Here is a 16767-nt window from a genome sequence, read left to right on the forward strand (position 1 = left end):
ATGTCTAATCTTAACTTCAATTCCATAACAGAATTCCACGAGCATTTTAATTTAAAAGAGCCAGAAAGCCCTTTATTCAGTATTGTGCATACCGAATTGGAAGAAGGTGAACAAGAGAGTTGTGAAGCTTATGCTTTTGACGAACCAGTAGAAATGAACTGTCAGTTTTATGGCATTAGCCTAAAGAATATTATTTCGGGTGAACTCTCTTATGGACGTACTAAATATGATTGTACTAAAGGAACTATGCTCTTTACAGCGCCAAACCAAACTTTAATATTTAAAGATTTGGTATTTAGTTCAGAGAGTTATCATATAGCCTTTCATAAAGATTATATACGAAGTCTTGATATTTATGAAAAAATAAAAACCTATAATTTCTTTAATTATAATGTGAATGAAGCCCTTCATTTGTCACCTAAAGAAGAAGAGATAGTAAAAGATATTTTCAAGAGTATTAAAGCTGAATATCACAATAACCAGGATGAGTTTAGCAAAGAAATCATCATTTCTCAACTAGAAACTTTATTAAAATATGCCGATAGATTTTATAAAAGACAGTTTTTAAATAGAACAGACGATAACAAAATTCTAATCACTAAATTCAAAAACATACTCAATACCTATTTCGAGCAGAATTTATTTGCAGAAGAAGGCATTCCAACTTTGGATTGGATGGCTGCGCAATTAAATGTAAGTCATCGTTATATGAGTGATACTATTAAAGCAGAAACAGGACGAACAGCCGTAGACCAAATTAACCTGTTTTTAGTTGAAGAAGCGAAAAGCTTGTTGCTGAATCCTAATCTTTCAATATCTGAAACAGCCTATAAACTTGGCTTTGAATATCCTCAATATTTTTCAAGGGTATTTAAAAAGAAGGTAGGAATCAGTCCTAAAGAATATATAAAGGAATATGCTTCAAACTAGATTGACTTTTCAAAATCTATTATTTTTATGAAGTCGTCAATTAGTGTATTGAGGTTCGATAATTCGAACCTTCCCGCTACAAAGAAACTCCTTGAGACATCAAGGAGCTTTTATTTTGGAATAAATTTAATGTTTCCACATTTTCCGGATTTTATTTTTTTCACGACTCATCTTTGTACCAACTAGAGTATCCCAAAGCAGTAGTCCCGATATTTTTTCGACTTTAGAGGTTTCAACAAGAAAACTTTCAAGAGGTTCGCTTGTGATTTTATTTGGGATAATAAAGGACCACATGTTTATTGTTCCAGTATTATTTTCAACAAGGATGGACTTAAAAAATGCGTGTGGAATGGGTAATGATACTTTTATGTTTTCGTCGTCATCACCTATCATCTCAATTTCTTCGTCAAAAAAGAATATAGGTCCAGATATCACATAAGTTTCAAATACCTTTTTGAGTGAATCTAATTTTCTAACTGCAGTTTCTAAGCGTTTCCAAATTCCACGATTAAACATTGGCCTCTGGGGCGCCATGTTAGATAATAAGAAGGTTTCACTATTCTGAATATTCTCTTCAATTTGATTAGCGCTAGCTACTAAATGGCCTCTATTAAACCCAGAATTTTCATAGACATCTAAATCTGCTCTAAAGCGCTCCGGAATTCTATAATCAGGCCTAAAATTATCCAAACGACTGACGTCGGTTTTGTCAGGGTCTATAATTTCTAAAGCCCATTTGGCTTGTCTAAAATAATAGGAGTAACCTATAACATAAAAACGATTAAATAATATCTGGTCTGCTGTTGGTAGACCATACCTTGTTTCTCTTTTGAGATTAGAAAGATGGTTCATAAATTTGGTTTAAGCTGTTAGTTATCAGAACGATAGCTAAATGTAATCAAAATATTTGACTTAGAGAAAGGGCGACAAATAATTAAAAAACCAAACTAAAGACGGTGCCTTCGCCTTCAATACTTTTTACCATAATACGTCCCTTGTGCAGAAGCATAATTTGTTTGCATAGACTTAATCCAATACCACTACCGGTAGCTTTACTCGTAAAGAATGGTACAAAAATATTTTCTAAGATGTCTTGTGGGATTCCAGAACCATTGTCATAAACTTTTATCACAATATCTCTGTTAGAATTTTGTGAAGCTTCAACCCTAATTTTTGCATTGTCTACATGTTTACAAGCATCGACGGCATTTAAAAGAAGATTGATTAATACTTGCTCTATGAGATGCGTATCTATATCTAATTCTAATTTTGGACCAGAAATTTTAAAGTTGACATCAATATTTTTTGCCTTTATAGAAGGTTCCATTAAGAGTTGAATATTATTAAATAACTCACTGACTCTAACCCGTTGTAAATTAAGTTGAGTGACCTTACTTAAACTGCGATAGGTTTTTGCAAATTTTAGTAGCCCTTCGCTACGGTTTTTTATAGTTTTTATACCAGAATTGATGTCTTCTAATTCGAGTTGAGATTCTTCAGGTTGCTCTAGAGCTAACTGTAAATTTTGTTGAAGCGTATCTGCTAAGGATGAAATAGGAGCAATAGAATTCATGATTTCATGTGTCATGACACTCAATAATTTTTTCCAAGACTCAGATTCGTTTTTATTTAAGGTATCATCAATATTCTGAATGACGATTAGTTTAAAGGCATCATCATCAACTTGAAATACAGTGTCTGAAATCAATATTTTAATACTTTCATTCTGAAGCGCTATTGAAATTGAATTGGGTTCGCGATGATAGGTTTCGAAAATGGTATTGTACAAATCTGATTTTCTATTTTCAACAAAACGAATGTTTTTAAAAGACGGTACATCTAAAATATCACCAAAAGAGTCATTACTCCATAGGACGTCACCAGTTTCAAGATTATAGGCAATAATACCAATATCTACCATTTCTAGAATTTTCTGCAAATACACATATTGTGCTTGATTCTGAGAATTTATTTCTTTTATGGTTCGGTTAATCTCATTAAAGCCAGTATATAAAAATCGAATGTCTTTTGGGCCTCTATCTTCTGGAAACCATCTAGAAAAATCTCGGTATTTCACCGCTTCAAAAAAATCGTCCATAGCTACAAAACGGCGTTTTGTAAACGTGAAAGTGTTTATTAGAAGATAGATTAAACAAATGCCTAGTATAACGGCATAAGTGTTTTTATCAATCTCTATAGTGTAGATTAATCCCAGAATTAAACCTACAATAAGTACAATCCTAAAAAAGAGTCTAAGGATGTATGCGCTATAGTTCATATTTTTCTAGTCGTCTATAAAGTGCAGCTCTGGTAATCCCTAACTCTTTTGCAGATTTAGAAACATTGCCTTTGTGTTTTTCTAAAACAGTAAGAATGGCGTTTTTCTCAATATCATCGAGGTTAAGACTAGTTGTTTCAAAACTTTTTGTAGTCGATGAGCGTTCTATAGAAGAGAATACCAAATCGTCAGTTTTTAAAACATTACCATCTGTCATAATAACCGCACGCTCCAAAACATACTGAAGCTCTCTAACATTACCTGGAAAATCATGCTTTTTTAACTTTGAAATAAATCCAGTGTCAAAGGTAAATGGGTTCTTATTGTACTTTTCTGCATACATAGACACAAAGTGCCTCGATAGTTCAGTAATATCGGTTCCACGTTGCCTAAGTGGTGGTATGATAATATCTACAGTATTAATTCTGTATATTAAATCCTTTCTAAATTTACTCTCATCAGCCAATGTTTTTGGATCTACATTAGTTGCACAAATTAGTCGGATATCTATATCTATAGACTCGTTTGAGCCTAATGGTGTGACTTGTCTGTTTTGTAAAACAGTTAATAATCGTACTTGCTGACCAAGAGTAATATTTCCAATTTCATCTAAGAATAGAGTACCACCATTTGCGGCTTCAAAACGCCCTTCACGATCTTCGCGGGCATCTGTAAAAGCCCCTTTTTTGTAGCCAAACAATTCACTTTCAAAAAGTGATGATGTCAAAGCACCAACGTCAACTTTTATAAACGGCTTACCTTTTCTATTAGAATTTTCATGGAGTGCTCTTGCTATTAAATCTTTACCTGTACCATTTTCGCCAAGGATTAAGACATTAGCATCTGTAGGTGCGACCTTTTTAAGTTTCACAAAGACATCTTGCATGGCATCGCTTTCACCGATGATTTCAAGAGTATCAGAATTTAGAGTCTTTTGTTTTTTGTTGTTTGATGTCTTTTGGCTTAAGATTGTTTTTATCGTCTCGATAATTTTTTCATTCTTCCAGGGCTTCATTAAAAAATCTGAAGCGCCTTCTTTTAATCCTCGGATGGCTAAGTCAATATCTGCATAAGCCGTCATTAATATAACTGACGTGTCTGATTTTAATTTTTGAATTTTGTTTAGCCAGAAAATACCTTCATTACCTGTGTTTACGATAGCCGTAAAATTCATATCTAGAATAATAATATCGTAATGAGCCTTCTCAATTTGGGTAATTATATTATTGGGGTTTTTCTCGGTAACTACATGTTTTACCAATGGCTTTAATAGAAGACGCAATGCTGTGAGTACATCAGCATCATCGTCTATAACTAATATCGAAGCGTTTTTTAATACCATTACACGATAATCCAGGTTTAATTATTACAGATACTGGTTTAAAGTTTAAAAGACCCTTTAAACCAATCCGAAGGGTTCTCTCACAATATTACAACTTATGTACTGCTTAAAAAAATAAAATTTATAATGCTGTAAGAGTGTACACTATCGGACATAAAGTGTATCAAAAACGAACACTTTTAATTTTAAATAAAATCATAATACATTGATTTTTAAATAGTTATGTTTTTGGCATCATCTTCACTATATCTATAGCGTAATTAAAAATCAAAAAATGGACGTACCAATCGAAAAGAAAAAATTCTCAACTCAAAAGCTCCTCACTATTGGTGGAATTATAGCAATAATTGCTTTAATAGCTTATGTAATCATTAAGACTTCAGGTGGTTCAAAGCTCAATGTAGAGAAAGAACGTATTTCTATCCATACAGTCTCTAAGGCTATTTTTCAAGAGAATATTCCTGTAAACGGCATTGTATTACCAATCACAACAATTTATTTAGACGCACTTGAAGGTGGCCGTGTAGAAGAAAAGTTTGTAGAAGATGGAGCCATCCTTAAAAAAGGTGAACCAATCTTAAGGTTGTCTAATACAGATTTAGAATTGAGTTTAGTTAATCAAGAGACATCAGTATATAACCTTTTAACACAAATGCAGATTTCACAGAACGCTGCCAGACAAAACACTATTAATAGACAAAACCAATTTACAGATGTAGAGAATAGTCTTATCGAAGCTGAGCGTGTTTATAACCTTAATCAACGTTTGTATGATAAAGGTGCTATAGGTCGTCAAGATTATGAGTCTTCTAAAAATAATTTCGATTACCAGAAAGAACGTATGAAATTAGCTAAGCAGGTGCTTTCTGAAGATTCTATCTCATCAAAATTAGAAATTAATCAAGCCAAAAGTTCTTACTCAAGAACACAAAGTGCTCTAGAACTAATGCGTAAGAAAGTTGGAGATTTAGTAGTGCGTGCTCCAATTGATGGACAATTAACTTCTTTAGATGCTGAGATAGGCCAGTCTATTAATAAAGGAATGCGTTTAGGTCAAGTAGATGTTACTACAGATTATAAAGTAAGAGTAGATATTGATGAGCATTATATATCTAGAATTTATACTGGACAAACAGGAACATTTACGCTCAATGGTAAGTTATATACTTTAACAATTAAGAAAGTGTTTACTCAAGTTAATAATGGGCGTTTTCAAGTGGATATGACTTTTGAAGGTGAAGCACCAGAAGGTATTCGACGTGGGCAAAATTTACAGATTAGAGTGGCACTAAGTGCTGAAAAAGAAGCTTTGCTAGTCTCAAAAGGAGGCTTTTTCCAAAAAACAGGAGGAAACTGGATTTTTAAGGTTAGTGAAAATGGTGATACAGCATATAAAGTAAACATCCGTTTAGGAAGTCAGAATACAGAATATTACGAAGTTTTAGAAGGTCTTAATCCAGGAGATAAAGTTGTGACATCAAGCTATGACTCTTTTGGAGATACTGAAGAACTTATTTTAAAATAAAAAATCAATTAACGAATACTAAATACAAAAACAATGATACAGATTACGGATTTAGAGAAATTTTATAGAACGGAAGAAGTCCAAACTATTGCATTAAACAAATTGTCTTTTGAAGTTAAACAAGGTGAATTTGTTGCCATCATGGGGCCTTCAGGATGTGGGAAATCTACATTGCTTAACATCTTAGGATTGCTGGATGACCCTGATGGTGGTAGTTTTAAGTTTAATGGAGAAGAAGTTGCAGGCTATAATGAACGTAAACGTTCGGATTTAAGAAAGCATAATGTAGGTTTTGTTTTTCAGAGTTTTAACCTTATTGATGAGCTAACTGTTTTCGAAAATGTTGAATTACCACTCATCTATACAGGAGTAAAACCTGCTGAACGCAAAAAACGTGTAGAAGAGGTTCTAGAAAAAATGCAAATTATGCACCGTCGTAATCATTTTCCACAGCAATTATCAGGTGGTCAACAACAGCGTGTGGCAGTAGCCAGAGCCGTAGTGAATAACCCAAAATTAATCTTAGCAGATGAACCTACAGGTAACTTAGATAGTACCAATGGTAATGAGGTTATGGACTTGCTTATAGATTTAAATGAAGCAGGAACAACAATAATTATGGTTACACATAGTGAGCACGATGCAAAGTATAGTCATAGAATCATTAGAATGCTAGATGGTCAGAAAGTGACAGAAAACATTTTAGCCTAACTCAGCTATATCAATCAACCAAGGTAATGGTACTTCAGTATAACAATTCATCAATCAATAACCAATCAAATTATACTGAAGTGCTGATGCCAAATTCATCAAAAAACGAACAGTAATTCTTAGAAAGCATGCTTAAAAATTATTTCAAAATCGCGTTTAGAAACCTTCTTAAAAACAAAGTGTATTCTTTTATAAATATTTCAGGCTTGGCTATAGGAATGGCAGCTACAATATTAATTGGACTTTGGATATATGATGAACTTAATTACAATAATTATTTTAAAGATAAAGCTACGATTGCTCAAGTTTTTCAGCACGAATCTGCAAATAATATTGTAGACACAGGACCAGCTATACCTAGACCTTTAGAATTTGCATTAAGACAAGATTATTCAGATAATTTCAAGCATATTATTATGTCTTCTTGGGAACAGCCAAGGTATCTCAAGTATGGTGATATAAATATTAATCGACAAGGGAATTCTATGCAGGAAGGTGCTCCAGAGATGTTGAACTTGGATATAGTTGAAGGTATTAGAAATGGATTGAAAGAAAAGAATTCAATTATGATTTCTAAGTCTACATCAGATGCTTTATTTGGTTCCAACTCTGCTATTGGGAAAATTATCAAGGTGAATAATCAGCATGATCTAATTGTGACTGGTGTTTATAAGGACATACCTGAGAATAACTCATTTAGTGATATGGACTACTTAATACCATGGAAACACTATGCAAGTGCCCAGCGATGGATAGAAAATGCAAGAGATTCTTGGGGTAACAATTCTTTCCAAATGTTTGTTCAGGTTAATGAAAATACATCAATGGCGTCTGTGTCAGCGAAAATAAAAGACGTTAAGAAAATTGGTGATCCAGATGAAGCTGAGTTTAATCCAGAAATGTTTTTGTTTCCTATGGAAGATTGGTATTTAAGAAGCGATTTTGAAAATGGTATACAGTCTGGAGGACGAATTGAAAATGTTTGGCTATTTGGGGTTATTGGTGTTTTTATTTTATTACTTGCGTGCATTAATTTTGTTAACCTTAGTACAGCTCGTTCAGAAAAACGCGCTACAGAAGTGGGTATAAGAAAATCTATAGGTTCTCACCGAGGTCAGCTTATTTTTCAGTTTTTAAGTGAATCCTTTTTAATTGTTGTTTTATCATTTGTTTTTGCTATTGGCATTGTCCTTTTGTTTCTAAATGGTTTTAATACCTTGGCAAGTAAGGCTATTGTTTTTCCTTGGACAAATATTCAATTTTGGTTTGTTTCATTACTATTTGTAATAGTCACTGCGTTTTTAGCAGGGAGTTATCCTGCACTGTATTTATCATCGTTTAATCCAGTTGCAGTTTTAAAAGGAACCTTCAGAGCCGGACGCTATTCATCCTTACCAAGAAAAATTCTTGTAGTAACCCAGTTTACAGTCTCTATTGCTTTAATTATTGGGACTTTGGTAGTTATGAATCAAATACAATTTAGTAAAGATAGACCCGTAGGTTATGATAGAGAAGGTCTAATTCAAATCCCAGTAATGAGTTCAGAATTCGTAGGTAAGCATGAAGTGATGCGAACTCAGTTTATCGCTTCAGGAGGTGCTACTAGTATGACCACAATGAGTAGTCCAACCACAGATGTATGGTCTAATCGAAGTGGTTATACTTGGGATGGTAAGCCGGTTGGTTTTCAAGAAGATTTGGCGCATACATCAGTAAATTATGATTTTGTAGAAACTCTAGGGTTAAAACTTATTGAAGGTCGGGGTTTTTCTAGAGAGTTTGCTACAGATTCTAATGCTGTTATTTTAAATAAAACAGCAGTTAAGTATATGAATATTACTAATCCAATTGGGAAATTTATTAGAGATTCAGATACTGAAGACCCATTTACGCCATTAAAAATTGTAGGTGTTATAGATGATATGATTGTGCAATCACCGTATAGTCCAGTAAAACAAGCAATGTATGTTTTTGAGAAGTATGGTAATATAGCATTTTATAACTTGAGATTGAATCCTACAAAAAGTACTAGCGAGAATTTAGCACTAATAGAAAGTACGTTTAAGAAAAACTTTCCAAATACACCTTTTGATTATCAGTTTGTAGATGAAGAATACGGTGCAAAATTTAGAGCAGAGGAGCGTATTGCAAGTTTAGCCAGAGTATTTACTGCACTAGCGATTTTTATAAGTTGTTTGGGTCTATTTGGTTTGGCTTCTTTTGTCGCTGAGCAACGTACAAAAGAAATCGGAGTCCGCAAAGTATTAGGTGCATCTATTAGTCAATTGTGGTTATTACTGTCCAAAGATTTCATCACTTTAGTCGTAATATCGTTAATAGTAGCATCACCTTTAGCCTATTACATTATGGGGCAATGGCTTCAAAAGTTCAGTTATAGAACTTCAGTTACCTGGGACATATTTGTAATTGCTTGTTTTGGAGCATTGTTGATTACTTTAATCACCGTAAGCTTTCAAGCTATAAAAGCAGCAACATCTAATCCCGTAAAATCTTTGCGTACAGAGTAATTATCATCAATCAAAAAACAGAAATCATGATTAAAAATTATTTCAAAATTGCCCTTAGAAACTTAAAAAAGAATAAGCTCTACACTACGATTAACATTTTTGGCTTATCCATAGGTTTGGCGGCTTGTCTACTGATTTTGTTATATGTGTCTAGTGAATTGACTTATGATTCATTTCATGAAAAATCAACCAATATTGTAAGAGCTACTATGGAGTATAAAGCTTCTAACGAAGTAAATTATGCAGCGGTAACAGGGACAAAAGTAGGGCCAGAGTTTTCTAGAAGAATTCCCAGCGTAGAAGACTATGTTAGAACTTACATAAGTAGTGGAAATATAATATATAAGGATAAATCTTTTGCTGAGAATCGTATCCTGTTTGCTGATCCATCATTTTTCAACATATTTTCTTTTCAATTAGTTCAAGGAAATGCGGCTAATGTCTTAGATGCTTCAAACAAAATTGTTCTCACAGAATCAATGGCAAAAAAATACTTTGGTATGGTAAATCCTGTAAATCAGGTTATTAATGCTTTTGGTAGAGATTTTATTGTTTCAGGTGTCTGTAAAGACGTGCCTAAAAACTCGCAAATAAAATTTGATTTCGTCACTCAATTTTTAAATCTAAATAATAATGTTAAGCGCGAACAATGGTGGTCTGCTAATTGGATTACTTATTTATTGCTAAATGATACAGCTGAAATAGCCAAAGTAGAGCAGCAGGTTAATGAATATATGTCTACGGACTTGGTTAGAAAAGAAGCAAGATTGAATGAAGGAGAATATTTAAAATATAATCTAGAACCCCTTTTGGATGTACACTTAAAATCTGAATTAGCAGGTTTTGAGCCCAACGGAAGCCTAACTTATATTTATGTATTTGTCATTATTACGGTACTCATCTTAATGATTGCTATTGCTAATTATACCAATTTGGCCACAGCACAATCGACGACTCGTAGTGCTGAAATTGGAGTGAGAAAGGTGATGGGAGCAAGTAAAAAGCAGGTCTTCTTTCAATTCATAAGTGAAGCCACTACAATTACGATAATTTCAACAATTATAGCCTTGGGTATAAGTGTTTTATTTATTCCCTATTTCAATAACATTACAGGGCAATCCTTTACAAGAATGGAATTGCTACAGCCCATTCCTGTATTTCTACTGCTATTATTTAGTACGATAGTTAGTGTCTTAGCAGGTTTATATCCAGCGCTAATACTTTCTAATTCGAAAGTAATTTCAATTTTAAAAGAAGGGTTTAGGTCTACGGGAGGAAATAATTTGCTAAGAAAGTCATTAATAGTAGGTCAATTCGCCATATCAGTATTCCTTATCATTTTTACCTTAATTATTATCCAACAGATGAATTATGTGCAGAGCAAAGATTTAGGTTATGATAAAGACCATGTGGTAGTATTGCCGATTCGTGGAAATATGCTTAATAATTTTAGTTCAATTAAAGAAGCTTTTGAACAAGTGGAAGGTGTAAAATCTGTAACAGCATCATACGAAACGCCAGAGTTTGTGAATTGGTCAGATGGCATTCATGCAGCTGATGAAAACGGAGAACACGATATTTCTGTAAACGCTATGCCGATAGATTTAGATTTTATTAAGACTATGGGAATGGAATTGGTAGCAGGTCGCGACTTTATAACCACAGATTTTGCTTTAATGGATACTATCAATACTGACAATAAAGAATACAGACAGCCTTATCTAATCAATGAAACTTTGGCCAAACGTATTGGATGGTCGCCGGATGAAGCTATAGGAAGAACAATTTCAAATCGTGCAGATGGACCTATTTTAGGTGTTGTCAAAGATTTTCATTTCAGTAGTTTACACGATCCCATAGGGCCTTTGCTTTTCTTTTTAAATCGAAACTTCTCTAGAAACTATATAGTCAGAATCTCAGGAGCGGATGTAAAAAATACTTTGACGAGTCTTGAGAGCACATGGATGTCGCGTATTTCCGATAAACCTTTTGATTATCATTTTCTAGATCAAGATTATGATGCATTATATGAATCGGAAAAACGGAGTTCCCTACTTTTTAGTGTAGCAGCAGGATTATCGGTTTTACTAGCTTGTTTGGGGCTTTTTGGTTTAGTAGCATTTAGTATTGTACAACGAACTAAAGAAATAGGCATTCGAAAAGTCTTAGGTGCAAATTTGGGTAATATTATGCTGTTGGTAAGTAAGAATTTTTTAATTCTAGTGGTAATAGCGGTAGCAATTGCTTCTCCATTTGCGTATTGGGCTTCAAAAAACTGGCTTCAGGATTTTACCTATAGAATTGAACCACAACTACAAATATTTGTTATTGCAGGATTAGTTACAGTAATAGTCACCATGATTACTATAAGTTATCATTCTTTGAAAGCTGCTAATGCAAACCCGGTGAATGCATTAAGGTCAGAATAATTAAACATCATCAATCAAAAAAACAGAAATCATGATTAAAAATTATTTCAAAATAGCATGGCGAAATATCATGAAACACAAAGTGTTTTCGCTAATTAATGTTATTGGTCTTACTATAGGTCTAAGTGCTTCTTTTGTAATTGGTCTTATGATTTATTACGATTATACATTTGATGATTTTCATAAAGACGGGGACCGTATTTACAGGGTCGTATCAGATTTTAAAAGCCCTCAAGGAACATTTCATAATTCTGGAGTAACACTAGCATTAAAGGATGCCATAGCTGATAATTCAAATTTTGAAAGCATTACTGAGTTCTATATCAATAGACCATCAAAAGTCGAGAATAAGGCAAACAACACAGAGTTTAAATGGCCTAATTTTGTAATGTATACGGATGAAGCCTATTTTAATATTTTTGATTATAAGTTTATTGCCGGGGATAAATCTACGGCCTTAGATAAGCCAAATAATGTAATCCTCACAGAGACTCGAGCTAAAGAATATTTCCCCAATACAGCTCCAGCAGATTTAATAGGTAAGACTTTGGTTTATAACGATTCTATAAATATCACTGTTTCTGGAGTCGTTGAGAATTTTAAAAAACGAACCGATTTTGTTTTTGAAGAATTTATATCTCATCAAACCCTTTTACAGACAGATAGGAGAGAGGAACTTTTAGAGCGACAATGGGGAAATACTAACTCTGATTCACAGTTATTTGTAAAGCTTACCGAATCTGCAAATGTGGTTTCAATTCAAAAGCGACTTGACGATTTGGCCCTGGAACATACCGATGAAGATGATAAAAAATATGAAATGTCTAGGGAGTTTCAATTACAACCATTGAGTGATATTCATTTTAATGAGGACTATGGTATTTACGATTGGTCTAAAGGTCAAGCAAGCAAATCTTTACTCAGTAATTTGGCTTTAGTAGCAGTGTTTTTATTATTGTTGGGTTGTATCAACTTCATTAATCTAAATACAGCACAAGCATCACAACGTGCCAAGGAAATAGGAATAAGAAAAACATTAGGAAGTTCAAGAAAGCAATTGATTAGTCAGTTTATGGGAGAAACATTTTTGTTAGTTTTCTTTTCTGCATTACTATCTATTGTACTTTCTAAATGGTTGATTAATGTGTTTTCGGATTTTGTTCCTGAAGATTTGAGTTTCGAATTGTTTAAAGCACCGTTAATCGTATTGAGTATTCTTCTTCTTCTTTTTGTAGTAACGATTTTGTCAGGGTTTTACCCAGCATTGGTGCTTTCAAAATTTAATACGGTTTCTGTTCTAAAAAATCACATGGCAGCAGGTGAGAAGAAAGTAAGATTGAGAAAATTTCTGACTGTATTTCAATTCACCATTGCTCAGATTTTTATTATTGGGACTTTGCTGGTAGGTAAACAAATCAATTATTTACTGAATAAGGATATGGGTTTTAAGACTGATGCTATAGTTTCAGTTTATTCACCGCGTAGTGAGAGAGAACTTTCTAAAAAAGAACTCTATGCTGAGAAATTAAGAAGTATTCCAGAGATAAAATCTGTAAGTATTGGGAGTCATGCTCCAGCATCATACTCTACAAACACCACTAATGTAACCTATACAAATGAAGAGGAAATAATTAAGTCTGAAATGCAATATATATTTGGTGATACCAATTATGCGAATTTATTTGAGTTAGATATACTTGCTGGCCGTATACATAGAAACGACACTGTAAGAGAGTTGGTAATAAATGAAACACTGCTAAAGAAACTAGGTTTCAATTCACCAGATGATGCCATAGGTAAAGCTTTAACAGTTAATGACGAGCAAACACCTATTGTAGGTGTTATGGCTGATTTTAATCAACGTTCTTTAAAATCTGAAATAAAACCAATGGCACTCAGAGGTGATTGGTATCGTTCACAATTTAGTCAGTTTCAAGCAATACATGTTTCTTTCCATAATGAATCTTCAGAGAATTTAAAATCTACATTAACAAAAATTGAAGATGCATATAAGTCTGTATATACAGAAACAGAAGACTATCGTCTTCAGTTTATGGATCAGACTATAGAAACATTTTATAATCGAGAAAAGAAGATTTCAAAATTATTAAATTGGGCAACCGGTCTTTCTATATTAATCAGTTGTCTAGGCTTATTGGGTCTAGTTATTTATACAACAAACCGTCGTGTAAAGGAAATAGGAGTACGTAAAGTTTTAGGTGCATCATTGTTTCAAATCAACACTCTGCTTTGTAAAGAGTTCTTATTACTCGTTGCCATAGCTTTTGTTATAGCTACACCTTTAGCTTGGTATGGCATATACAGTTGGCTTCAAGATTTTACCTATAAAACATCCATAAGTTTTATTGCCTTTATAGTTGGTGGTGCTGCGATGATTTTCTTTGCATTACTGGTTATAAGCTTCAAAACATTAAGTGCAGCTAATGCAAATCCGGTAAACTCTTTAAGGTCTGAATAGAACTAAATTTTAAGTGTTCGGTTTTGAACAAGAAGTGTATCAAAACCGAACACATTTGTTTTTAAATATAATTGTAAAGTATTAAAAATCAGATTGTTATTTTTTTGGCATCATCTTGTCTATGTAATTAGAAACAAAAACATCAATTAAAAAAATCAACGCTCATGATTATCAATTATATAAAAATAGCATTAAGGAGTTTACTTAAGAATAAAGGATACAGTTTCTTAAACATCTTTGGTTTAGCTATAGGCATTACCTGTGCTAGTTTAATCTTTCTTTGGGTAGAAGACGAGGTAAGTTTTAATACAAATTTCCCAAATCAAGATCAAGTTTTTTATGTGCCAACCAATCAGAATTACGAAGGCGAGTGGCGTACGTTTTACTCTACTCCTGGGCCCTTAGCTCAAGATATGTTGGATGATATTCCAGGAATAGAAAAAGCTACACGCTCTAACCTACAGGAAATTTTGTTTGCATTTGGTGATAATTCTATTACTAGACGAGGACGCTATGTTGATGAGGACTTTTTAGATATTTTTAGTTTAAAATTTATTGAAGGCAATCGAGAGAATGCTTTTGCAAACCCAGAAGCCATTGTATTAACACAAGAAACTTCAGAACAATTGTTTGGAAAAGGAGAAAATGCTATTGGTAAAGTTGTTAAAGTAAGTAATAAAGACAATTATTTGGTTACAGGCGTAGTAGAAGATTTGCCTAAGAATGTTACATTTCCTTTTGATTGGATAGCGCCTTTTGAGCGCTATGCAGAAGGTGAAGAATGGATGACTTTTTATGGAAACAACTTTTCGGACACCTTTGTCAAATTAGCATCAGAGGCTAATTTTGAAACTGTTGATGCTCAAGTAAGAGCTTTAATAAGAAAGAAAGAAGAAAACACAACTGACTATGCGTTTTTACATTCTATAAAAGATTGGCATTTACGTTCAAAATTCGAAGGCGGAGAGATTGTAGGAGGTCGTATCACTTATGTGCGTTTATTTACAATTATAGCTTTCATTATTTTGTTAATTGCGTGCATCAACTTTATGAATTTGTCAACAGCAAGAAGTGAAAAACGCGCCAATGAAGTTGGTGTTCGTAAAGCTATGGGGTCTAGTCGAGGCAGATTAATAACACAGTTTATTTCTGAATCTTTGATTTTAGCATTCATAGCCGCTTTAGTAAGTGCACTCTTCTTAGCTGTTTTGTTACCACAATTTAACCTCATTATAGAAAAAGATTTAACTCTAGGTTTAGGGAATCCTATACATGTTTTAGTACTCTTGACTATAACAATTATCTGTGGTGTTTTTGCAGGTCTTTACCCAGCATTTTATTTATCATCTTTTAAGCCAGTGCAGGTACTTAAGGGTCTAAAAGTTACTGAAGGGTCAGCGTCTTTTATTAGAAAAGGGTTAGTTGTTGGGCAGTTTACAGTTTCAATTGTATTTATCATTTTTACGATACTAGTCTATCAGCAAATTCAACATGCAAAAAATAGAGATTTAGGTTATGATAAGGATCAATTATTGTCGATGCGAATAGATGAGGATTTTATTCCAAAATTCGATGTCATTCAACAAGAATTGATAAGAACAGGTTCTGTGCAAAATGCTACGCTTTGTAATTCTCAGCTACTCTCGGGTGGTAATAATGGATCAGGATTTACATGGAAGGGTGGTACAAATACAGAAGATGTTTTAATTTCTTTCAGAAACGTAACAGAAAGCTTTTTTGAAACTACAGGAATGGAAATTATAGAAGGTAGAGGTTTTAATAAAAATTATGAGATTGATAGTACAAGCGTATTGATTTCTCAATCTTTGGCTAAAATGATGGGTGAAGAAAACCCTATAGGGAATATCATTAATCGTGGAGATGGACCATTAGAAGTTGTTGGCGTAGTTAAAGATTATGTTTATGGCGACATGTTCGATTCTAGCGACCCAGTACTATTTATGAATTATCCTCCTTACGCTAGGTACATGTTTATTAAAACAAAAGATGGTGTACCTGTAGATAGAGCTCTGTCAGATATAGAAGCAGTATTAAAAACACATAATCCAGCTTACCCATTTGAATATACTTTTGTTGACGAAGCTTTTGATGCTAAGTTTAAAAATGAACAATTAGTAGGTGAGTTATCTCAGATTTTTGCAATCCTTGCCATTCTCATTTCATGCTTAGGATTGTTTGGCTTGGCGGCGTATACTGCAGAGCAAAGAAGTAAAGAAATTGGCGTACGCAAAGTATTAGGAGCTAGTGTGTCTGGCATTGTTAAGTTACTATCAAAAGATTTTTTGAAACTTGTAGGAATTTCAATTTTAATTTCTGTTCCAATCGCTTGGTATGCAACATATAGTTGGCTTCAAGATTATGCCTATCGTATAGAAATTAACTGGATAGTGTTTCTAGTAGCTGGAGTTTTAGCAGTGATTATAGCTTTAGCAACAGTGAGTTTTCAAGCCATAAAAGCTGCAATTGCAAACCCAATCAAAAGCTTAAGAACAGAATAAATTATAAATCATCATTAATCGAAAAA

The 16767-nt window shown here is 33.4% G+C and carries 10 protein-coding genes; 7 read left to right on the forward strand and 3 right to left on the reverse strand.

Translation table 11 applies throughout. The features are described 5' to 3' along the window. Entirely contained in the window at positions 1-930 is a 930-nt protein-coding gene (locus IEV10_RS06055; RefSeq protein ID WP_188373788.1) for a helix-turn-helix domain-containing protein, read from the forward strand. Between the two features lie 126 nt (positions 931-1056). Here the strand turns inward: IEV10_RS06055 and IEV10_RS06060 are convergent, their stop codons facing one another. The 3 genes from IEV10_RS06060 to IEV10_RS06070 form a co-directional block, all read right to left on the reverse strand. Continuing rightward, a complete protein-coding gene (locus IEV10_RS06060) occupies positions 1057-1782 on the reverse strand; it encodes a DNA/RNA non-specific endonuclease (RefSeq protein WP_188373789.1) in 726 nt (241 codons plus the stop codon). A gap of 82 nt (positions 1783-1864) precedes the next feature. Beyond that, on the reverse strand, positions 1865-3208 hold the full coding sequence (locus tag IEV10_RS06065; RefSeq protein WP_188373790.1) for a sensor histidine kinase: 1344 nt from the start codon (positions 3206-3208) through the stop codon (positions 1865-1867). Further along, entirely contained in the window at positions 3198-4550 is a 1353-nt protein-coding gene (locus IEV10_RS06070) for a sigma-54-dependent transcriptional regulator (protein ID WP_188373791.1), read from the reverse strand. The genes IEV10_RS06065 and IEV10_RS06070 overlap by 11 nt, the downstream gene beginning before the upstream one ends. Before the next feature lie 274 nt (positions 4551-4824). Between IEV10_RS06070 and IEV10_RS06075 the strand changes: the two genes are divergently transcribed. The 6 genes from IEV10_RS06075 (at position 4825) to IEV10_RS06100 (ending at position 16741) form a co-directional block, all read left to right on the forward strand. Next, positions 4825-6075, forward strand: a complete 1251-nt coding sequence (locus IEV10_RS06075) for an efflux RND transporter periplasmic adaptor subunit (protein WP_188373792.1) — start codon at positions 4825-4827, stop codon at positions 6073-6075. A 33-nt stretch (positions 6076-6108) separates the two neighbouring features. Beyond that, positions 6109-6786 (forward strand): ABC transporter ATP-binding protein, encoded by a 678-nt coding sequence (locus IEV10_RS06080; protein ID WP_073082207.1) that lies wholly within the window; start codon positions 6109-6111, stop codon positions 6784-6786. A gap of 128 nt (positions 6787-6914) precedes the next feature. Beyond that, positions 6915-9314: an ABC transporter permease gene (locus tag IEV10_RS06085; protein WP_188373793.1), complete on the forward strand. Its 2400-nt coding sequence runs from the start codon at positions 6915-6917 to the stop codon at positions 9312-9314. Positions 9315-9340: 26 nt separating this feature from the next. Next, positions 9341-11743 (forward strand): ABC transporter permease, encoded by a 2403-nt coding sequence (locus IEV10_RS06090; protein WP_188373794.1) that lies wholly within the window; start codon positions 9341-9343, stop codon positions 11741-11743. Between the two features lie 31 nt (positions 11744-11774). Beyond that, positions 11775-14222 (forward strand): ABC transporter permease, encoded by a 2448-nt coding sequence (locus IEV10_RS06095; RefSeq protein ID WP_188373795.1) that lies wholly within the window; start codon positions 11775-11777, stop codon positions 14220-14222. Positions 14223-14386: 164 nt separating this feature from the next. Then, on the forward strand, positions 14387-16741 hold the full coding sequence (locus IEV10_RS06100) for an ABC transporter permease (RefSeq protein ID WP_188373796.1): 2355 nt from the start codon (positions 14387-14389) through the stop codon (positions 16739-16741). Positions 16742-16767: the final 26 nt, after the last annotated feature.

The sequence above is a fragment of the Winogradskyella haliclonae genome (assembly GCF_014635865.1).
Classification (GTDB): Bacteria; Bacteroidota; Bacteroidia; order Flavobacteriales; family Flavobacteriaceae; genus Winogradskyella; species Winogradskyella haliclonae.